The sequence below is a fragment of the Candidatus Zixiibacteriota bacterium genome (assembly GCA_029860345.1).
In the GTDB taxonomy this organism is placed as follows: Bacteria; Zixibacteria; MSB-5A5; order GN15; family FEB-12; genus JAJRTA01.
The window spans coordinates 128626-148528 of sequence record JAOUBJ010000002.1; the positions used below are offsets into that span (position 1 = coordinate 128626).

The 19903-nt window shown below is 54.2% G+C and carries 20 protein-coding genes and 1 pseudogene; all 21 read left to right on the forward strand.

The window, feature by feature from the left end:
- The first annotated feature begins 291 nt into the window (after positions 1–291).
- The 21 genes and pseudogenes from OEV49_02670 to nuoF all read left to right on the forward strand — a co-directional run bounded on the left by OEV49_02670 (position 292) and on the right by nuoF (position 19901).
- Positions 292–1359, forward strand: a complete 1068-nt coding sequence (locus OEV49_02670) for a sugar phosphate nucleotidyltransferase (protein MDH3889962.1) — start codon at positions 292–294, stop codon at positions 1357–1359.
- Positions 1334–1957 carry an SPOR domain-containing protein gene (locus OEV49_02675; protein ID MDH3889963.1) on the forward strand — a complete coding sequence of 208 codons (624 nt, stop codon included), beginning with the start codon at positions 1334–1336 and terminating at the stop codon, positions 1955–1957. The genes OEV49_02670 and OEV49_02675 overlap by 26 nt, the downstream gene beginning before the upstream one ends.
- A complete protein-coding gene (locus OEV49_02680) occupies positions 1926–2588 on the forward strand; it encodes an L-threonylcarbamoyladenylate synthase (protein MDH3889964.1) in 663 nt (220 codons plus the stop codon). Before OEV49_02675 ends, OEV49_02680 begins: the two co-directional genes overlap by 32 nt.
- Complete coding sequence (locus OEV49_02685; GenBank protein MDH3889965.1) at positions 2585–3088, forward strand: low molecular weight protein arginine phosphatase; 504 nt, start codon at positions 2585–2587, stop codon at positions 3086–3088. The genes OEV49_02680 and OEV49_02685 overlap by 4 nt, the downstream gene beginning before the upstream one ends.
- A gap of 7 nt (positions 3089–3095) precedes the next feature.
- On the forward strand, positions 3096–3920 hold the full coding sequence (locus OEV49_02690; protein ID MDH3889966.1) for a DUF3108 domain-containing protein: 825 nt from the start codon (positions 3096–3098) through the stop codon (positions 3918–3920).
- A gap of 3 nt (positions 3921–3923) precedes the next feature.
- Positions 3924–4880 carry a hypothetical protein gene (locus OEV49_02695; protein MDH3889967.1) on the forward strand — a complete coding sequence of 319 codons (957 nt, stop codon included), beginning with the start codon at positions 3924–3926 and terminating at the stop codon, positions 4878–4880.
- A 104-nt stretch (positions 4881–4984) separates the two neighbouring features.
- Positions 4985–6493: a glutamate formimidoyltransferase gene (gene ftcD, locus OEV49_02700; protein MDH3889968.1), complete on the forward strand. Its 1509-nt coding sequence runs from the start codon at positions 4985–4987 to the stop codon at positions 6491–6493.
- On the forward strand, positions 6494–7330 hold the full coding sequence (locus OEV49_02705; protein MDH3889969.1) for a PHP domain-containing protein: 837 nt from the start codon (positions 6494–6496) through the stop codon (positions 7328–7330).
- On the forward strand, positions 7327–9444 hold the full coding sequence (locus OEV49_02710) for a DUF6055 domain-containing protein (protein ID MDH3889970.1): 2118 nt from the start codon (positions 7327–7329) through the stop codon (positions 9442–9444). The genes OEV49_02705 and OEV49_02710 overlap by 4 nt, the downstream gene beginning before the upstream one ends.
- The gene (locus OEV49_02715; GenBank protein ID MDH3889971.1) at positions 9441–9965 is read left to right on the forward strand and encodes an ECF transporter S component; all 525 of its coding nucleotides are present in this window, start codon (positions 9441–9443) and stop codon (positions 9963–9965) included. The genes OEV49_02710 and OEV49_02715 overlap by 4 nt, the downstream gene beginning before the upstream one ends.
- Positions 9962–11974: a TonB-dependent receptor gene (locus OEV49_02720; protein MDH3889972.1), complete on the forward strand. Its 2013-nt coding sequence runs from the start codon at positions 9962–9964 to the stop codon at positions 11972–11974. The genes OEV49_02715 and OEV49_02720 overlap by 4 nt, the downstream gene beginning before the upstream one ends.
- A gap of 54 nt (positions 11975–12028) precedes the next feature.
- The gene (locus OEV49_02725; GenBank protein MDH3889973.1) at positions 12029–12589 is read left to right on the forward strand and encodes an HDIG domain-containing protein; all 561 of its coding nucleotides are present in this window, start codon (positions 12029–12031) and stop codon (positions 12587–12589) included.
- A gap of 3 nt (positions 12590–12592) precedes the next feature.
- Positions 12593–13921, forward strand: a complete 1329-nt coding sequence (locus OEV49_02730) for an MFS transporter (protein ID MDH3889974.1) — start codon at positions 12593–12595, stop codon at positions 13919–13921.
- Positions 13914–14963: a histidinol-phosphatase gene (locus tag OEV49_02735; GenBank protein ID MDH3889975.1), complete on the forward strand. Its 1050-nt coding sequence runs from the start codon at positions 13914–13916 to the stop codon at positions 14961–14963. The genes OEV49_02730 and OEV49_02735 overlap by 8 nt, the downstream gene beginning before the upstream one ends.
- Before the next feature lies 1 nt (position 14964).
- Entirely contained in the window at positions 14965–15369 is a 405-nt protein-coding gene (locus tag OEV49_02740; protein ID MDH3889976.1) for a hypothetical protein, read from the forward strand.
- Between the two features lie 115 nt (positions 15370–15484).
- Complete coding sequence (locus OEV49_02745; GenBank protein MDH3889977.1) at positions 15485–15844, forward strand: NADH-quinone oxidoreductase subunit A; 360 nt, start codon at positions 15485–15487, stop codon at positions 15842–15844.
- Positions 15835–16284, forward strand: a pseudogene (locus OEV49_02750) (NADH-quinone oxidoreductase subunit B). The gene OEV49_02745 and the pseudogene OEV49_02750 overlap by 10 nt, the downstream one beginning before the upstream one ends.
- A gap of 116 nt (positions 16285–16400) precedes the next feature.
- Positions 16401–16925, forward strand: coding sequence for an NADH-quinone oxidoreductase subunit C (locus tag OEV49_02755; GenBank protein MDH3889978.1), 525 nt, complete (start codon positions 16401–16403; stop codon positions 16923–16925).
- Positions 16925–18097, forward strand: a complete 1173-nt coding sequence (gene nuoD, locus OEV49_02760) for an NADH dehydrogenase (quinone) subunit D (protein ID MDH3889979.1) — start codon at positions 16925–16927, stop codon at positions 18095–18097. The genes OEV49_02755 and nuoD overlap by 1 nt, the downstream gene beginning before the upstream one ends.
- The gene (nuoE, locus tag OEV49_02765) at positions 18094–18570 is read left to right on the forward strand and encodes an NADH-quinone oxidoreductase subunit NuoE (GenBank protein ID MDH3889980.1); all 477 of its coding nucleotides are present in this window, start codon (positions 18094–18096) and stop codon (positions 18568–18570) included. The genes nuoD and nuoE overlap by 4 nt, the downstream gene beginning before the upstream one ends.
- Positions 18567–19901 carry an NADH-quinone oxidoreductase subunit NuoF gene (gene nuoF / locus OEV49_02770; protein ID MDH3889981.1) on the forward strand — a complete coding sequence of 445 codons (1335 nt, stop codon included), beginning with the start codon at positions 18567–18569 and terminating at the stop codon, positions 19899–19901. Before nuoE ends, nuoF begins: the two co-directional genes overlap by 4 nt.
- The last annotated feature ends 2 nt before the right edge of the window (positions 19902–19903 follow it).

The following is a 19903-nucleotide window of genomic DNA, read 5'->3' on the forward strand; positions in this document are numbered from 1 at the left end:
GACAGAGTTCCCACAGCAAGCTGATGGGGCACCCAACGGCAGATGTGGACATCTGCCGGGCACGTCACGCAGGTGTCGGGCGGGGTCGCCCAACACCACCCAAACAGTAAGCTGTGGGCCACCCGGCCAGACAAGGTTTGAGACGGTCACCCGAAGAGAAGATGGATTCCCGCCTTCGAGGGAATGACAAAGGGGCGAGGAGAAGTCTTTTCTTGACTGGAACACTCAACAATGGTATGATCGATCAGGTGTGAAAACTCGGCATAGAGGTGTGTAATTGTGCTGTATGGTGTGATTTTGGCAGGGGGCAAAGGAGAAAGATTCTGGCCGGTGTCGCGAGCAAATCGGCCGAAACAGTTTCTGAAACTGACATCCGATAAGACGATGCTCGAGGAAACTATCGATCGGGTCCTACCGTTGATTCCAATGGAGAACGTGCGGATCATCACCAGCCGTTCCATGAGCAAATTCATCCAGGACTCGATGCCCCAAGTCGGCGAAGACAACATTCTCAGCGAACCATTCGGACGAAATACTTGCGCCGCTATCGGACTGGCGGCCATCCATCTGATCAAAGACGATCCGCACGCCAATTTGGTCGTTTTGTCAGCCGATCATCTGATCAAACCGACCGAGAAACTGTTGAAATGTCTGGAGGGCGGCGCCGCTATCGCCTCGGCCGGTGGAAATCTGCTCACTCTCGGTATTGTCCCGACGCGGCCCGAAACAGGATATGGTTACATCAAAGTGGGTGACCAGTTCGAACATCCGAGCGATCTGCCGGCATACTTCGTGTCCGGCTTTACAGAGAAGCCGCGTGTGGCTGTGGCCAAGGAGTATTACTTCAGCGGCAAGTTTCTCTGGAATAGTGGCATGTTCATCTGGACAGCCGAGGCCTTTCTCAAAGCCCTGGCCGAACATCAGTCGGAGATGCACAGCCTGTTGATGGATTACTCGGAGCATATCGGTAAGGCGTCGGAGATTGAGGCTCGCATGCAACTGTACACAAAAGCGACCTCAATCTCAGTTGACGTTGCCGTTCTGGAAAAAGCGGACAACGTTCTTACGATCAAAGCGGATTTTATTTGGGACGATGTCGGCGACTGGAACGCCCTGGGGCGTTATAAAGAAAAAGACTCGGACAGCAACGTGCAGATCGGCGAAGCCATCTCCATGGACTCTTATGAGATGACATTGTTCAACGACTCCGACGGGATCCTGGCCGTGCTTGGCTGTTCCGACCTGATAGTGGTCCGGTCGGGTGAGGTCACCATGGTGGCGCACAAGACTCGGGCCGAAGATATCAAGAAGTTGCTGGCGAAACTTGGAGAAAATGAAGAAGCGCGCAAGTATCTTTAGTCTGATCATCGCGACCCTCGGGCTTAACTGGATGATCGGATGCCAAGACCCCCCGCCGGGCGGCTCAGAAGAGGGCACGTCGGGCCGCACCCTACCGCCGGGGCTTGAGCGCTACGATCCATTGGAGTCCGAAGAAGACCGTCAAGTTGTTCCGCGCCTGTCGCCTAATGATGGTGAGATCAAAGCCGGTTCGGCCGGTCAGCAGGCTTCCGCATTAGAACCGTACGACCCGGGTTGGAACTATCTTTCGCCGCAAGAGCAAATCGACACTCTCAACAGTCAGGCCTATCGAGTGCAAATATTGACGACGAAAGTCTATGGTGAGGCGTCTGCGGCGCGGCGAGTGGCCGAAGAGATTTTCGATAGACCGGTGTTCATGGAATACGAGGTGCCGTACTTCAAACTGCGCGTCGGTAGTTTCGCAGATCGCGACGCTGCCGAAAACTACCAAACAAGAGCTAAGGCGGCAGGATATGCCAATGCCTGGGTTGTAATGGTCACGATCGGTGTGAAGGAGTTGACACCACTTTACGATAGTCTGCCGTCGGCTCCAGGAGACAGCGCTGATGTCGAGAATGGTCCCCAGCCGAATGAGTGAGCAACGCATCTGTCCTGTCGATGCCGGCTTGTTGCAACCCACAATGTTAGCACGGGCGGCTGAAGTCCTGGCCAACCGCGGGTTGGTTGTCGCACCGACGGAGACCCGATACGGACTACTGGCTCGGGCCGATGACACTGCGGCCCTGGATAGACTGTATCAGGTTAAAGGTCGCCTTAGCGGTACGCCGGTCGCGGTCTTCCTCGACGGGGTAGCGGCGCTGGCGAAGCACGCCGTGATGACGGCATCATCGGACGTTTTGGCCAGGCGGTTCTTGCCCGGTCCACTCACCCTCGTTTTGAAAGCCTCCCCCGATCTGGAATGGCCGGTAGTATCCGACGGATGGATCGGACTGCGGGTGTCATCCTCGACCGTAGTGCAAGGATTGGTAGAGTTCGCACAATTTCCTTTGTCCGCGACATCGGCCAACAGAAGTGGTCGACCGGAGGCTGAAACAATCGAAGATGTAATTGATGTTTTCGGCGATGAAGTTGCCTTGTATCTCGACGCCGGACGATTGGACGGTGCGGTGTCGACGGTGGTGCGATGTGATGGTGATCAGGTTGCGATTCTGAGAGAAGGCGCCATAGCCCAAGCTGACGTGATGGCGGCATTGGAGACAGCCAGGTGAGTGAGAAGTTCGTAGTTCTGTTTGTGTGTACCGGGAACACATGCCGTTCGCCGATGGCCGAAGGAGCTCTGAGGAGTCTCCTTGAAAGCAAGCGCCCGGATAAGTTCGAGGTGATCTCGGCCGGTACCATTGGGGCCTCCGGATATCCGGCCACGATGTACGCAGTCGAAGCAGCCAAACTCCGAGGCGCCGATATCTCCAGCCACCAATCGCAGCCGCTCACAAATCGACTGGTAGATAGCGTTGACCTGATACTCGGTATGACATCGAGTCACGTCGACCAGGTTCTCAGATTGGCCGATGATGCAAGGAGCAAGACGTATCTTTTTAAGAACTTCCCGGATTCCGACCTGCAAGGCGAGGGTGTCGACGATCCTATCGGGCAATCACTGGAACGATACAACGAGACTTTTCTGGAAATCTATGAGTTTCTCGACCGGCGGCTGGATGAATTTGTAAAACTGATAGATGCTAAAACTGACGCTGAGACTAATGCCTGAAGGACGCATGATACACAAGACGCTGCTGTTGGCGGTGATTTTCTTCGGACTTCTGCCGCTTATTTTCTTTGCCACCGTCCAGCTCGAAGTCACCCAGGCGTTGGCCGATGGTGATTTGTCCGACAGCGATTCTGTCCAGTTTGATCGCTTTGTCGATAATGTCGCTTTCGGTGTCGGTGAACGGTTGAGTTTTGACATCAACTACGGGTTCATCAATGCCGGTACGGCCAGCATGGAGGTGATGCGTCTGATTGAATTCAGCGGTCGTCCCTGCTATCAAGTTGTGACTCGGGCCAACTCAAACAGCTTTTTTTCAACTTTCTATACCGTGGACGACCGAGTGGAGTCGGTCATAGATGCCGTCGGCTTGTTCAGTTGGCGTTTCGAGAAGAATCTTCGCGAAGGCAGTTATCGATCCGATCGCATGTATGCTTTCGATCAGCGTGAGCACTTCACCGTGTACAAAGGGGACACTATCGAAGTCGCGCCCTGGGTCCAGGACGCCATAAGTGTTCTCTACTATGTTCGTTCGCAGGAACTCAATGTCGGGTCGTCGTTGTACATCGATAATTTCACTGATGGCAAGAACTATCCACTTGAAGTGAAAATCCTCAAGAAAGAGAACATTACAGTAGAAGCCGGCAACTTCGACTGTGTGGTAGTAGAGCCGCTGACCCAGTCGGTGGGTGTCTTCAAGCACGAAGGACGGCTGAAAGTATGGCTGACCGATGATCGGCTCAAGATGCCGGTTCTGATGAAGTCCAAAATCCTTGTGGGATCGATCTCGGCTGAGTTGACCGACTTCAGCCTGGGCGAAATCGAGGCTTTTTGAGTCATGGCGGCCCGTTCGAAAAAGAAATCCCTGGTCGATCTTTCCGATGTCAAACGTCAAGCCGGTACACGACAACATAACCGCACTCAAATCGATTCGTTCGGTCGTCCGGCCAAAAAGGGTGGGGCGGATTTCTTTGATTCACTTCCACGCTTCCTCAAGGCCGGTGAACTCAATGAGTTCGTTGCTCTGACAGCAAAAGCCCGCAAGAAAGGCCGACCCTTTCATCTGATGTTGGGGGCACACAACATCAAGGTCGGATTGTCACCGATTTTGATCGACCTCATGCGGCGGGGGTCGGTTACCTCGCTTTCGTTCAACTCGGCCGGACTAATCCATGATCTGGAAGTATCGTTTTTCGGCGCAACATCGGAAGATGTTCAAGCCGGGCTGGCCGACGGTTCGTTCGGTATGGTCAAAAAAACGGCGGAATTGTTCGCGGCCGTGACACACCTTGCTTCGAAGCGCAGTATCGGTTTGGGAGCCGCCGCCGGTATGTTCATCAATGGTGAGCGTGCAAAACATCGGAAGGTCTCGCTGTTCGGTCGCGCTGTGGCTTTGGACCTGCCGGTCACCGTTCATATCGGCATCGGTACCGATATCGTGGCCCAACATCCGGAATACAATGCCGCCGAGGCGGCTGAGGCGTCGCATCTCGATTTCAGGCTGCTGGCCTCTTTGTGTACCGAGATTGATCAGGGTGGGATAGCGGCCAATATCGGTTCGGCGGTGATTTTGCCGGAAGTGTTTCTAAAGGCGCTGACCGTGGCCCGAAACGTCTCAAAACACAAAAGCCGTCTGGTGACGGCGAATTTCGACATGATCCTGCAATACCGACCGATGCAGAACATTGTGAGTCGCCCCACGGCTGGTTGCGGCAGGGGATTCAACTTTGTCGGACATCATGAGATCATGGTGCCTCTGTTGGCCTGGGCCTTGCGGCGCGAATTTGAACGATAGGCCACTTGCCATAGACAACTTTTAACATATATTGGCGGGGTTTGGATACTCTTCCCGGCGGTAATCCGGGAGTGCTTGATGTAGTTTATTTCGCGGAGACAATAATGGCTAAGTTAATTGAATGTGTTCCGAATTTCTCAGAAGGTCGCCGTCCCGAGGTGATCGACGCAATCTGTGAGGCTATCACTTCGGCTGATGGCGTTGTGCTGCTTGACAGGGAGATGGACCCCGATCACAATCGGGCGGTGGTGACTTTTGTCTGCCATCCTTCGCTTGCGGTCGAGGCCGCTTTTCGTGGCTATCAGAAAGCGGCCGAGCTTATCGACATGACAACGCATCAGGGCGAGCACCCGCGAATGGGCGCCTGCGATGTCTGTCCGTTTATCCCGATATCGGAAGTGAGCATCGAGGAAGCGGTCGAACTGGCCAACAAGCTGGGCCGCAAAGTAGGTGATGAACTATCGATTCCGGTGTTCCTGTACGAAGATGCACGCACCAAGCCGGATCGTAAGAACCTGGCCAAAGTGCGTACCGGTCAGTATGAAGGTATGATCGACGCGATTGAAAAAGATCCCAAACGCAAGCCTGATTACGGTCCGGCCAAGATGAATCTGAAATCCGGCGCCACAGCCATCGGTGTGCGCTTCCCGTTGGTGGCGTTCAACGTTTACCTGGATACCAACAAGAAGTGGATTGCCGACAAGGTGGCTGATGCCGTTCGCAGTCTGAAGGGTGGCTATCGTTTTGTGAAGGCCCTCGGTTTTGAAATTAAGGAGCGCGACCAGGTGCAGATTTCAATGAACCTGGTCAATTTTACCAAGACACCGGTTTTCAGAGTCTTTGAAACCATAAAATCTGAAGCGGCCCGCTATGGTGTCAACGTCACGTCGTCGGAGATAATCGGGTTGGTGCCGAACGAAGCGATGCTCGATGTCGCCGATTTCTACCTGCGTCTTGAGAATTTCTCGGCCGAGCAGGTGCTTGAGCATAAACTTCAGCAGTCCGGCGGAGGTTCGTCGGTCAAAGAGAGCTTCGCCGATGAAGTGGCCTCATCATCACCTGCGCCCGGTGGCGGTTCGGTGGCGGCGGCGGCTGGGGCATTGGGCGCGGCCCTGGCTTCGATGGTCTGTCGGCTGTCCATCGGCAAGAAGCAGTTTGAGGCGGTCAAAGGGGAGCTCACAAAGGTCCGTGACCAGGGGGATGAGTTGCGCAGTGAACTGTCGACCCTGGTGGAGACCGACAAGGAGGCGTTCAATAAAGTCATGGAGGCTTTCAAGCTGCCCGAGGGGTCCGAGCGCGATGAAGGTGTCGAGAAAGCCAACAAGCATGCCGCTGAAGTACCGTTGACGGTCATGAAGAAATCGCTGGAGGCGCTGAAACTGGCCCGGGTAGTGGCCGAGAAAGGTAACCAGAATTCTATCACCGATGCCGGCGTGGCCGCCTTGATGGCCCGCGCCGCAGTTCACGGGGCAGGTTATAATGTGCGCATCAACCTGACCTCAATCGATGATGAGAAGTTTGTGACGAAACTAAAAGATGAAGCGGATGTTATAACCAGTGAGGCTGAGGGTCTGGCGGAGCAGATCAGAGAGTTGGTTGAAAGCAAACTATAGATGACACAACGAATCGATCTGCATCTCCACACCACCTGCTCAGACGGTCTGAGAACGCCCTCGGAAATCCTGGAGGAAGTACGCAGCCGAAAACTGGCAGCGTTTGCCATCACCGACCACGACACCATCGACGGTTTCCTTGAGACCGGTGAATTACTCAAGGAAGGCGACCCGGAACTGATCGCCGGCCTTGAGTTGTCCTGCTCTGCCGAAAAAGGCGACCTGCACCTGCTGGCCTACCTTTTCGATCCGGACAATGCCCGATTGTTGGAAGCGCTTAATGATTTTCAGGAAAAAAGGAACCAACGGGGTCGCACGATGGTGCAAAGACTAAACGACATGGGAATCACGATTACATACGACGACGTCTTGCAAGCAGCCGGCAGTGCCCCGATCGGTCGACCGCACGTGGCCGAGGCGATGCATCGGCGCAAAGCGGTGGCCACTTACGATGATGCCTTCAGACAATACATCGGAGACCGGAAACCGGCCTATGTTCCCAAGGCGAATTTCACACCGGCGGAAGCAATCGATCTGATCCATGCCGCCGGTGGGGTGGCCGTGCTGGCCCATCCCATGGTAGGCGGCGCCGTAGATCGGATCGAGGAATTGGTGGCCCTTGGTATTGACGGCATCGAAGCGCTGCACCCCGATCACAAGCAACATCAGGTGGCAAACCTCAAGGAGATAGCGGCTCGTTTTCGCCTGATCTGGACCGGCGGTTCCGACTTTCACGGTCGCGGTGGGCGTTGCGGTTCAGTTGGGTCCGAGGCGGTGCCGATAGACTGTTTACAACAATTGAGATTACGCTCATCACAGAAGCGAGGTTCGGATTGAGAATATTATTGACGGTCCTGTTTATCATCCTATTGGCCGGACAAATCTCCGGCGGTGAAACGCTGTCTCGCGAGATGCAGGTCGAGATCATTGGCGATTATATGCTGGTCACCGGCCAGGGTGGTTTAGATATGACCGCGACCAGCCATGACGACGCCGACTCGCACCCGCTCAAGTGCGGCACCCCGGCCATTCTCAACTTTGTCACGAACTATGATAAGCTCGACCCTGATCTGCTCAAGTCGCTCGGTGTACAGGAAATCAGCCGTCCGACATTTCTGACCGACTCCGTTGACTCACCCCAAGGACTGTTCAGGGTGCATTATACCACGACCGGTCTGGATGCGCTCCTGGGTGGTGCCGACACGGCCAGGAAAATCGCCGACATTATGGATTCTGTCTATGCCTACCTTATCGATACGCTGGGCTACCCGCCGCCGCCTTTGGATGGATACGAACCCGGGGGGGACGAAAAGTACGATATTTACATGCGCTACCTGGGGACTCTATTCTACGGGCAAACCTGGACAGATTCGATTGGTTATCCCACTTTCAAGCAGGCGACCTCCTATATCGAAATGAACTCCAATCCCACCAATCTGGCCAACTATGCCAACCGGCCCCTGGATGCTATTCGGGTGACCGCGGCCCATGAGTTCTTTCATGCCGTGCAGTTCGGTATTGATTGGGGAGAAACAGAGGACTTTAACAGCGAGACACTCCAGCGTCGCTACTGGATGGAAATGTCGTCGACTTGGGTGGAAGAAGAAATCTATGACGACATCAACGACTACTATTCCTACCTGGATTTCTTTTTTAATGTTCCGGGAGCTTCCCTGCAGCGGTTCACCGGTGGCACCGATCTGCACCCTTACGCTTCGGTGGTCTATCCGATTTACCTGAGCGAAAAATACGGACGCGATATCATTCGTGACATCTGGCTAATGTGCGGTTCGATGGGCTTTGGTCCCAGTTTCCTTAAGGCGGCCGATTCGGCAATCCTGATGGCCAGTGATCGCACACAAAACTGGGTCTCGGCTTTCTCTGAGTTTGCTCTGTGGAACTACCTGACCGATGAGCGATCAGATTTGGCCATCAAGAATGGTTCCGACAATTCTCCGGTGACGGGCTATTCTGAGAAAGAGGAATATCCAGCCATACCGTTTGACAAACTTCACACCTATTTCAAGTACCCGGTTTTTTTGCAAACCAACGCCAATAGTGGCGAGAGTCCGAAAGTCAATGGTGCCTACTACTTCACCCTCAATGAACTGGCTACCGCCCTCGTAATGCACGACACAATTATATGGGTGTGCGACTCCGGCGCCGGCGAGTTTCCCAACTGCACAGATTCTACCCAGACCAGAGATACTACCTATATCACCGAGTGGCGCTACAGTTTTACAACCCACATCGATACTTTTTTCAATGTATACCTTTCGCTCATCGACTCCAAAGTGCCAACGCTTCCGGAACCCTGGGGTATGAACGTCATTTACCAGTTCGAAGAGGAACCGGATTCGCTGATTGTTGATCGATTCTATATTCCGGACGACGCCGGTCTCAAGATAGATCTGCCGGAGCACGATCAGTATCGGTCGATGGTGTTTATCCTGACTCCGGCGACCACCGAACATGGTTTTTATGACACCCTTTGGTACCGCACCATGCTTGTCGGATACGGGATTGGAGAAAACAGTGTTCTCGACTCGCTGGTTAACATCCCGGCCGCGGTGCTCGACCTCTATCCCAATCCGGTAATGGTGGCCGAGATGGACCAACCTCGTGTTACCTTTTTGTTGCAGACGGGTACCGACAGTAGCAGTTTCCCGGTGGCCGGTTCGCCGTATTTCAGTGACCCGGCCACGTTGCAGATTGACATTTACACCGTTGCAGGTGAGCGGGTCAAGACGATTTCCAGAGATGATGACCAGGCGGACCGAAGCTCCGAATGGAGGCGGAGCGGCAAATGGTCGGCCGAGTGGGATCTCAAAAACGAAAGCGGCGCCGACATAGCCGCCGGAGTGTACCTTGTTTATGCGCGGCTTTTCTCAAAGGCCAAGCGAGGCGCCCTGCTGGCCGAAGATCACTCCAAGGTGCTCGTGATTCGATGAACCTTCAGCCGCGGTTGATTAGCAGAATCGCACTGTTTTCCGCTCTGATATATGTTCTGTCATACGCTACGGCTTATTTGCCGAACGTCTCTTTTGTGTTCTTTATAGTCTTTGCAGGGGGATACTTGTGGGGTGCCCTGGCCGGTTCGATGATAGGTTTGATCGGCATGTGGTTGTCCAGTTCGTTCAATCCGTTTGGGCCGGCTGCTCTTCCGTTGTTGGTGGCACAGATGATTGGGGCTGGTTGCGGTGGTTTGGTCGGCGCATTTGTGCATGGACGATCGGATCACGGACGCATCCCCCCCGGTATGATGTGGTTGATTCTGGCCGCGGTCGTCTGTACTTTGGCTTACTATCTGCCGGTGAATGGTGTCGATGCCTGGTTGTACCAACCGTTCTGGCCGAGGTTTATCAGTGGCTTGCCGTGGGTAGCCATTTCGATGGTATCCAACGCTTTGATTTTCCCGTTGCTTTTCGGCGTTGTGACTCGTTTATATGCGCGAGAAAGCAGGTTCAGATGATCCGACTACTAATAGCGTTCTTCATCATAGTCTTACTCTCGCTGCCCACTTTAGTATCGGCGGCCGACTCCACCGAAGTCGAAGTCGTGGTCGATAGCGCACAGCTTGCGACCCCGAACGACAGCCTCGACTCCATCGAACCTACCGTTGACAGCTTGACCGATTCGAGCGCGGTAGCAAGTTTCAACGAACGATATGAAGAGTACAAGAAGCGACATGTGGAACGAACGCCGTCCTTTTCGTTTTTCGATACCGTTGTTGCCTACTTTGCATCTGAACGCTCCAACGTGCATGAGGCTCGCAGCCGTGCTTCGTTTCATGATGTCGGCGACTATTTCCGGTCGGACCCTTCTTACTTTACGCTGGACCATCAGGAAACACCGATGCGCAAAACGGTACAGCCGTTCGGCCTGGCCGGTGATCGGCTGAACCTGGTTGTCAATCGTCAGGCCACTCATCCGTTCGAACACGTTATTGAGCCGGATGGATTGATCGATCTCAACGATCTGCCGTCGTCGTTCGATCACGACATTTACCTCCTGCCCGGTCCGGTGGGTAGGTTACTTGGTGGTCGACAAATGGTCGCCACTTTGGTTACATTGCCGGAGGAACCATCCGGAGATAATCCCGTGACGTCTATCTCGGCTGATAAGGGGGACTATGTTTTTTCGTGGGTACGAGGACGCTACTCGCGACGGTTTTCACGCGGACGAAGCATGAACCTGGCGCTCGGTTATCGCAAAGCGGACGGACCGGTTTCGGGACGCGCCGATGACTCCTACCACTATATCGGGGATATGTTCTTTCCGATTGGTGGGCGCCACGGAATCAAAGCGCAGGGGCGGCTGTACAGCCGCGACGGTTGGCAGGACGTGCGGTCCGACATCGGCGGACAGGCAATTCCACGCGACCGTTTTGATCGACATGCCACGGTCTCTGTCGAACGCAGTCTAAACGAAGGTAGTGGCCGTTGGTTGCTCGGCTACAAACATCTCAGGCAAGGGTCATTCTCCGAAGGCGCCTACCTGTCACGGTACAACCAGACCGGCAATGGTGGTTTCATGGCGCGCGAGTGGTTGAGCGGCAGGACGGCTTTCAATCTCAGACTCGATGGTGACTATCTCGAATATGAAAACTATCAGGACCTCTGGTCAAAGACCTGGGCGGATTTCACTTTCGACATGATTCGGCTTGGCGATGGCGTGCGCTATGGTTTGTCCATTGGTGGTCGCTACGACGATGACTTCTCGTTTCTGCCCAATGCCGCTGCGGTAATACATAAAGATGCATCTGGCTGGTTTGTCTCGTTGTCGGTGGGGTACGCCGAGCGAGAACCGTCGCTTTCCGAACTGTTCCTGCCCGAGCAGCAGGCAGCCGTCTACAATGAGTCGACTCGGGATTATGCAAATGTCGGCAATCGTGAGTTGGAGCCTGAGAAACAACTAATTGGAAATATCCGTGCAGAGTACGGCAGTGTGCAGAACGCCGTGGGGCTGGATGTTACCGGCGGGATGATAGAAAACGGAATCGACTGGCAACAGATACAAGACGCAGACAGTATCGGCAGCTTCACCAGGTTTTCACCAATCAACGGCGATGTTGAATTTGTCAGCGCCACGGTGCACCAACGACTAAAGTACCGTGACTTGGCCACTCTGACCTCCGGCGGATCATATCACTATGTTGACTATGCCGAATTCGAAGATAGGGCGTACTTGCCCGAGTACCAGGCCTTCGCAGGCATGGAGTTGCATCACTACCTGCAAAAGCAACGCATCCACTTATTTGCCTATGGCGAAGTGATATACGTGGGCCCCTATCACGGTTACGTGGTCCAGAACCTTGGTGAAGAGCTGATCGTGAACGCCAAGTTTTCGGTTGGTCTAACCAATTTTCGTTTTCATTTGGTATTTCAGAATATGCTCAATCAAGCCTATTTACAGCGTGACCACATGACCTTTCGCGGCAGCTTTTTCTATTACGGATTAGTGTGGAATTTTGACGATTGAGCCGGACATCGCTGTGGCTTGACTTTGGACGGTCGGTCAGGTTAATTGACCTTCATGCACCAATTGAACCTTACGCGCGAAACCGCCTATCCAATGGTGGTCGACAAAATCGGCGTCAACAATCTGTTAAAACACATCCTGGCCGTCGAAGCAGGGATGCGACAGTTGGCCGTGCACCTGGGGGAGGATGTCGAATACTGGGGCCTCACCGGGTTGGTGCACGACCTGGACTACAACCAAACCAAGGACGACGAAGCTCGCCACGCTTACCTCACCTGTGAATGGTTGGCCGAGTACGATCTCCCCAGGGAAATGCAGGACGCCATCATCGCCCACCCCGGACATCAACCCTGCCGGAGCCGGCTGGACTGGGCGCTCTATTCTGTCGATCCGGCTACCGGGTTTATTGTCGCTTGCGCTTTGATGCATCCGGACAAGAAGCTGGATGTGTTGGACGCGGAGTTCATGCTTCGCAGGTTCAAAGAAAAGCGGTTTGCAGCCGGAGCATCACGCGAAAACATGGAGGCATGTTCGCATCTCGGATTGGCCTTGACCGATTTCCTGATGTTGGTACACGCGGGCATGATGACCATCGCCGATGAGCTTGGGCTGTAGCACATGAAGAGCGCCGATCGTCTCTTGCGAAAAGATATCGTTGGTTGGTCGCTGTACGATTTCGCCAACACCATCTACTCCATGAACATCACGTCGATGTATCTCAAAAGATACATTGTCGACGACCTGGGCAAGGATGATCGGTACTTCGATATTCCCTTTTCGCTGTCGATGCTTTTGGCGGCCTTGTTGTTGCCGGCCTTGGGGGCGATGTCGGACCACTCGGCCAAGAAAAAGATATTCCTCTTTCTGTTCACGCTGACTTGCTGCATAGCGGTCGGCGGGATGACCTTTGTACCGCCCGGGTTTATTTTCGTGACCATCATCCTGTTTATCGCCGCCAATTTCTCTTATGAGGCCGGTATGCCGTTTTACAACTCGCTGTTGTACTCGGTGGCTTCGGGGCGCCGCGCACGGTTGGTCTCAGGCATTGGCGTGGGCGTCGGGTACGTAGGTGCAATTCTCGGAATCATTCTGGTGCAGCCGTTCGTGAGTGGATCGGTTCTGGGTCTCGACGTCCCGTTCATCGAGGGCGGGGGCAAGGTGGCCTCGTTCCTGCCGACCGCGCTTTTGTTCGCGCTTTTTGCCCTGCCGATTTTCTTGTGGGTAAAGGAGGCCCCGGTCAAATCGACCGCCCCAAAAGTGAGTTGGAAAAAAGCTTACAAAGACGTCTGGGATGGATTGCGCCAAACCAAAAAATACCCCGGCGTTTTGCGGTTTTTGGTAGCCGATTATTTCTTCGAGGATGCGGTGGCGACAGTGATAGTCAACATTAGTCTGTATCTATCGGTGGTAGTCGGTTTGGCCGAAGACCAAATCAGCACCTTCCTCATTATAACGCCCATCGCCGCTGTCATCGGATCGTTTTTTATCGGCAAGCTGGCGCAAATCTGGTCGCTAAAACGGCTCGTGAACATCATCGTCTATGGCTGGGTGATCGCGCTAATTCTATTCGTGTTTGTCGAGAATATGATGTTCATCTGGATACTCGGTTCCATCGTCGGTGTTCTGATGGGCGGGTTGTGGACCACCACTCGACCACTTTTGGCCGAGTTGGTCCCGCGTGAAGAGTTGGGCCGGTTCTTTGGCCTGTTTTCACTGTCGGGTCGGGCAGCGGCTTTTATGGCCCCGCTGATATGGACTACGGTCGTCTACTTTTTTCAGCCGGATCGCATTCTGGGTCAAACAACCATCTCGATCTTCGGTATAAATGACATGGACGCAGCCAAGTTGCCGTACCGAGTTGGTGTATTATCGTTGAGTCTCATGATGATTGTGGGCCTTTACATTTTTCGCAGGGTACCGTCTGGCGCGGATAGAGTGAATGGTTAAAAAAGTCGACAAATGGTTTCAGTACACAGGTTGTGTGCACATCCACACCACCGAGTCGGACGGCACCAAACCGCTCGAAGAGGTGGTGGCCCTGGGCTGTGAGGTCGGGTTGGACTTTATGATGTTTTCCGATCACATGAATGTCAACAACCGCGATGCAGGCAAAGAGGGTTACTATGGCGACACACTGGTGACGGTGGGATATGAGCACAATGATCTCGATGACCACCATCACTACCTGTTATTCGATTCGCCTGGCGTCTATCCCAAGGATATGACCGCCGCCCAATATGTCGCAGCCGGTGCTGCCGATGGCGCGCTGGGGATTCTGGCTCATCCGGATGAAGTGCGCACGGCGCTCAAGAACCACCCGGCCTATCCGTGGAAGGATTGGTCGGCGGTGGGCTTCTCCGGTATCGAGTTATGGAATCAGATGTCGGAGTGGACGGAAAAGCTTACGCGCTACAACTTGCTGGCCATGGCTTTTTCGCCGCGCAAATCGATTGTGGCGCCGACCGATCGCATTCTGAAAAAGTGGGATGAATTGAACATGACCGGCAAGTGCGTTGGTCTGGCCGGTGTCGATGCCCATGCTTTTGCAATCAGGATATGGCCGTTCACATTCGAGATATTCCCTTATAAAGTCCATTTCAAGTCTCTCAGGTGCTACCTACTGATGACGGCACCGCTCAATTCCGATGCGGCCACAGCGCGGGCACAACTGTATGACGCTATTCGTGATTGTCGATTGTTCTTTGCCAACGAACGATGGGGATCAGCCGAGCGCTTCCGTTTTTTTGCCGAATCCTCAGGCGGACGGGTCGTGTGCGGTGGTGAACTCCCGCTTTCCAGCGATCTGCGTTTGAATGTCGAACTTCCTTCCAAAGCATCGCTCAGGCTGATCCACAACGGCCGCCCGATTGTCGAGACTGAGTCTGACCGCTTGCAGTTCAATGTCTCCTCCGGCGGTATCTATCGCGTTGAGGCTTTCAAGGGTCGCCGCGGGTGGATTTTCTCGAATCACATTAGAGTGGGTTCCTGATATGTCCGACTCCGAGCGGCAGGTGATCTTCTATGAACCCGAAGGCCGGCCTTCCGGACAGATTGAGGGAAGATTGAGCTGCAAATTCCTGCTGGTGTTCGACGAACAGTGTCTGTTTCTACTTTTTGGCCCGCCCACCCAGTTTCCCTACCATGCCTACCTGCTTGATCGCTTTTGTTCCGACCGTCAGATTCCGTCCAGTTGGGTCAAGCAGCCCGACTTGGTCGAGGTCCATGCTCCGCATATACATGTCCGTGGTGGGGGGTGGATGGAAGTCGACTTCGGCTCGAAAACAGTAAGGTTGGAGGGCCAATCGCGTGCATACGGCGACTATGATCGCGAGGAACTGGTCGCATTAGTGGAAAACCACCCCTTTTTTGATGGATATGAGTGGTCGGTTGAGTGACGAGTCGCCGTCCGCGCCCGCCCGGAAGCAATCGTCTCAAATTCTCTTGACAAGCATTGGCTTAATGGCTACAGTTGGGCAATTGAGTCGCGTATTGTGACTGTAAGGTGGATTGATGATGTTTGAGACATTTTACCCCATTCTGTTTATGCTGGTCATTGCCGCAGTTTTGGCCTCGGTTCTTGCCTTTCTCTCCATATATGTCGGGCGACGCACCCGTCTCGGACAGAAGTTCGAGCCTTACGAGTGTGGTGTGGAACCGGTGGGAAGTACACGCGACCCGGTGCCGGTCAAGTTCTTCCTGGTGGCGATCCTGTTTATATTATTCGATATCGAAGTTATCTTTCTCTATCCCTGGGCCGTGATCTCGCGCAATCTCGGTGTCTTCGGTTTTGTTGAGATGCTGGTGTTTGTCGTTATTTTGCTGGTCGGTTACTTTTACATGCTTGGCCGAGGAGCCCTTAAGTGGGACTAGAAGAAAAGATCCCCGATTCAATTATCCTGACCACCCTGGACAAGATGGTAAACTGGGCGCACAAGCGCTCGATGTGGCCGTTCGGTTTCGGCTTGGCCTGCTGTGCTATCGAGATGATATCGACATTCTCGCCACACTACGATTTGGCCCGATGGGGTATGGAAGTCATGCGACCGTCGCCGCGACAGGCCGATCTGATGATCGTGGCCGGTCGCGTCTCCATGAAAATGGCGCCGGTGGTCAAGACCCTGTACGAACAGATGCCTAATCCGAAATGGGTGCTGGCCATGGGAGCATGCGCCTCCTGCGGCGGAGTGTTCAACAACTATGCCGTCCTGCAAGGCGTGGATCGGATCATCCCGGTCGATATCTATGTGCCCGGATGCCCGCCGCGACCGGAGCAATTGATGGACGGTATTCTGAAACTGTTTGAAAAAGTCGACAAGGAGTCCATCAAGGACAAGCGAGAAGACTGGGGCCGCAAAGCAGTCTGACTGTTATGGTCAGTGTGACGTGCAGTCTGCTGAATCGGCCGAGATTGTGAAATTTGGAACCAATGGCAGCGATGGAAGAACAACTCCGAGGTTTTATCAAAGAACGATTCGGTGATGCCATCATCAGTGAGGATGACTTCCGAGGTGACCAGTCTTTCTTCATCAAGCCGCAAGCGTTGATCGATATCTGCCAGGCATTGCTGGATGATACCGAGTTGAACTTCAAGTTTTTGGCCGACCTGACCGCTGTCGATTGGCTGGGGCATCGACGTGAAAAGGACGGACGGTTTGAGGTCGTTTACAACCTGTACTCCATCGCCCATTCATACCGGTTCTTCCTGAAGGTACGATTACCCGCCGAGGATCCGTCAATCGCAACTTTGTGCGATCTTTGGCCGAGCGCCAACTGGATGGAGCGCGAGGTGTACGACCTTTTCGGCATCGTGTTCGTGGGTCACCCGGAACTCACAAAAATCCTGACACCGGATGAACTCGACGGGCATCCGCTGCGCAAAGATTTCCCGCTGACCTATGAACAACCGCAGTTCAGCTTCAACAAAAACGACCCGCCCGAGGTGACGCACTAGTGGTCGAGCAGAAAACAGTCACCCTGAACATGGGTCCGCAGCACCCGTCCACGCACGGCGTCTTACGAGTTGTGATCGAACTGGATGGCGAGCGCGTGGTTCGGGCCGAACCGACCGTGGGCTACCTTCACACCGGTATCGAGAAGACCATGGAGTCCAAGCTGTATTACAAGGCGCTGCCGTGCACCGACCGCATGGACTATCTGGCGCCGATGTCGAACAATCTTGGCTACTGTCTGGCCGTGGAAAAGTTGATGGACGTGGAGATTCCCCAGAAGGTTCAGTGGGTGCGAGTTGCTTTGGCCGAGTTGACTCGGATCAAGTCGCACCTGGTCTGGTTGGGCACGCACTCGATTGATCTCGGTGCTATGTCCATGCTCCTGTATACCTTTCGTGATCGTGAATCGATTGTCGATGTCTACGAAGCCTGCGGTGGGCAACGCATGATGACCAGTTACATCCGCATCGGCGGCCTGGCTCATGACCTGCCTATCGACTTCGACAAGAAAATGCGCGCGGCTGTCAGCCAGGTCAAAGAGGGGCTGGCCGATTATGAAAACCTGTTGACCAGCAACGAGATTTTTATCAACCGGACCCGCAACGTGGCCGTGATATCGGCTGAAGAAGCCGTCGCCTGGTCACTGTCGGGGCCGATGTTGCGAGGCAGCGGGGTCAAGCATGATCTGCGCAAAGCAAATCCCTACAGTGGTTACGAGAACTTTGATTTCGATATCGCCTTCGGCACCAACGGTGACGCATACGATCGCTACCAACTCAGATTGGAGGAAATCAGGCAATCGATACGGATTATCGAACAGGCCCTCGATGGTATGCCGGAAGGTCCCTATCGGGCCCATGTCCCCGGAGTGGTGCTGCCGCCAAAGGAAGACGTGCTGTACAAAATGGAGTCGATGATTTTCCATTTTAAGATCATTACCGAGGGCTTCAAAGCCCCGGTCGGCTCGATCTACCAGGCCGTTGAGTCGCCCAAGGGCGAGTTGGGTTTTTATATCACCGGCGACGGCACCAATATGCCCAGGCGAATCCGGGTCAGACCGCCGTCCTTTATCAATCTGGCCGTTCTGCCGCGTCTGGTGGAGGGAATGATGTTCTCCGATGTCGTCTGCGCAATAGGCTCAATTGACATCGTTCTCGGAGAGGTGGACCGATGATCCTTACCGATGAATCGATCAAACTCATGCAGGAGAAAGCGGCCAGGTATCCGCGCGCCAAGTCGGCCATATTGCCGGCGCTGACGATAGCCTATCGACAAGTCGGCCATCTCAACGATGAGATTTACTCGGAGATTTCCGATGCGATCGGTGTGCCGACTCTGGAGATCGCCGAGGCAGCGACGTTTTATACCATGTTCCCCAAGGAACCGACCGGCAAGTACCTGATCCAGGTTTGTCATAATCTGTCGTGCTCGCTGTTGGGGGCCGATTCGCTGGTCAGGTATCTCGAAGACAAGCTGGATATCCAGAAAGGCGAAACGACCTCGGATGGGCTGTTTACGCTAATCTCGGTGGAGTGCCTGGGTTCCTGTTCGACTGCGCCTATGATGCAGATCAACCATGATTACTACGAAAACCTGACGCCTCAAAAAGTTGATTCGGTTCTGAAACAGTTGAGGAACGAGGCATGACCTTTTACTCACCTGTCATCACCAACGCCGCAGAAGCAACCGAGAACGAAAAACTGCATCTGTTCAAATATGCAGAGGACCCCGATCAACCTAAGATCGAAACGTTTGAAGCTCATGGTGGCTATGCAGCCTGGAAGAAAGCGCTGTCTTCCATGTCGCCGGGTGAGGTTATCGACGAGGTCAAGAATTCCGGCATCCGGGGTCGTGGCGGCGCCGGTTTTCCCACCGGTGTGAAATGGAGCTTTGTGCCCAAAGACAGCACAAAGCCGCGTTACCTGATTTGCAATGCCGATGAGTCCGAGCCGGGTACCTGCAAGGATAGGGTGCTGATGGAGCGTGACCCGCATTCGGTGATAGAAGGCATGGCCATCGGATCGTATGCCATCGATTGCCATCTGATGTTCATCTATATTCGCGGTGAGTTCGGTCATTCGGCGGTGATGATGGAGCGGGCTATGGCGGAGGCTTACCAACGTGGCCACCTCGGCAAGAATATCCACGGCAGCGGCTACGATCTGGAGATGATCGTGCATACCGGCGGCGGTGCTTACATCTGCGGCGAGGAAACAGCCCTTTTGAATTCACTGGAAGGTGAACGCGGCATGTCGCGGATTCGCCCACCATTCCCGGCCATCGCCGGGCTTTACGCCTGCCCGACAATCGTCAACAATGTCGAAAGTCTGGCCGCCGTGCCGTTCGTAATCAATCGCGGTGCCGATTGGTACAGAGCGCTCGGCACCGAAAAATCGGCCGGGACAAAAATCTTCTCTTTGAGCGGACACGTCAACCGACCGGGCAACTACGAAGTGGAACTCGGTTTCTCGCTTAAGAAGTTAATCTACGATCCAGCCTTCGGCAACGGCATCCCGGGCGGCAAAAAACTCAAGGGTGTCATCCCCGGCGGATCGTCGACACCGTTCTTGACACCGGAGATGATAGAGGTCGGCCTGGATTATGAGTCGCTTCAGGAAGCCGGCTCGATGCTCGGTAGCGGCGGCGTGATCGTGTTCAACGAAGATACCTGCATTGTGTGGGCGCTGAAAAAACTGGCTCATTTCTACCGCCACGAGTCCTGCGGAAAGTGCACACCCTGCCGGGAAGGCACGGGATGGCTGGAAAATATTATTACTCGTATTGAAGCCGGGCAGGGACGCGACGGTGATATCGAACACATCGAGGAAATTTGTGGGAATATCATCGGACGCACCGTCTGCCCGCTGGGTGATGCCGCCGTGATGCCGATTCAGTCGGCCATCAAGCACTGGCGCGATGAATGGCAGTATCACATCGACCACAAGAAGTGTCTGGTGCAATCGGAGTTCGGATTCTAAAG

Coding starts and splice junctions, on each gene's coding strand:
- OEV49_02675 (MDH3889963.1), top strand. CDS start 1,334: ATGAAGAAGCGCGCAAGTATCTTTAGTCTGATCATCGCGACCCTCGGG.
- OEV49_02680 (MDH3889964.1), top strand. CDS start 1,926: ATGTCGAGAATGGTCCCCAGCCGAATGAGTGAGCAACGCATCTGTCCT.
- OEV49_02690 (MDH3889966.1), top strand. CDS start 3,096: ATGATACACAAGACGCTGCTGTTGGCGGTGATTTTCTTCGGACTTCTG.
- OEV49_02695 (MDH3889967.1), top strand. CDS start 3,924: ATGGCGGCCCGTTCGAAAAAGAAATCCCTGGTCGATCTTTCCGATGTC.
- ftcD (MDH3889968.1), top strand. CDS start 4,985: ATGGCTAAGTTAATTGAATGTGTTCCGAATTTCTCAGAAGGTCGCCGT.
- OEV49_02705 (MDH3889969.1), top strand. CDS start 6,494: ATGACACAACGAATCGATCTGCATCTCCACACCACCTGCTCAGACGGT.
- OEV49_02715 (MDH3889971.1), top strand. CDS start 9,441: ATGAACCTTCAGCCGCGGTTGATTAGCAGAATCGCACTGTTTTCCGCT.
- OEV49_02720 (MDH3889972.1), top strand. CDS start 9,962: ATGATCCGACTACTAATAGCGTTCTTCATCATAGTCTTACTCTCGCTG.
- OEV49_02725 (MDH3889973.1), top strand. CDS start 12,029: ATGCACCAATTGAACCTTACGCGCGAAACCGCCTATCCAATGGTGGTC.
- OEV49_02730 (MDH3889974.1), top strand. CDS start 12,593: ATGAAGAGCGCCGATCGTCTCTTGCGAAAAGATATCGTTGGTTGGTCG.
- OEV49_02735 (MDH3889975.1), top strand. CDS start 13,914: ATGGTTAAAAAAGTCGACAAATGGTTTCAGTACACAGGTTGTGTGCAC.
- OEV49_02740 (MDH3889976.1), top strand. CDS start 14,965: ATGTCCGACTCCGAGCGGCAGGTGATCTTCTATGAACCCGAAGGCCGG.
- OEV49_02745 (MDH3889977.1), top strand. CDS start 15,485: ATGATGTTTGAGACATTTTACCCCATTCTGTTTATGCTGGTCATTGCC.
- OEV49_02755 (MDH3889978.1), top strand. CDS start 16,401: ATGGCAGCGATGGAAGAACAACTCCGAGGTTTTATCAAAGAACGATTC.
- nuoE (MDH3889980.1), top strand. CDS start 18,094: ATGATCCTTACCGATGAATCGATCAAACTCATGCAGGAGAAAGCGGCC.
- nuoF (MDH3889981.1), top strand. CDS start 18,567: ATGACCTTTTACTCACCTGTCATCACCAACGCCGCAGAAGCAACCGAG.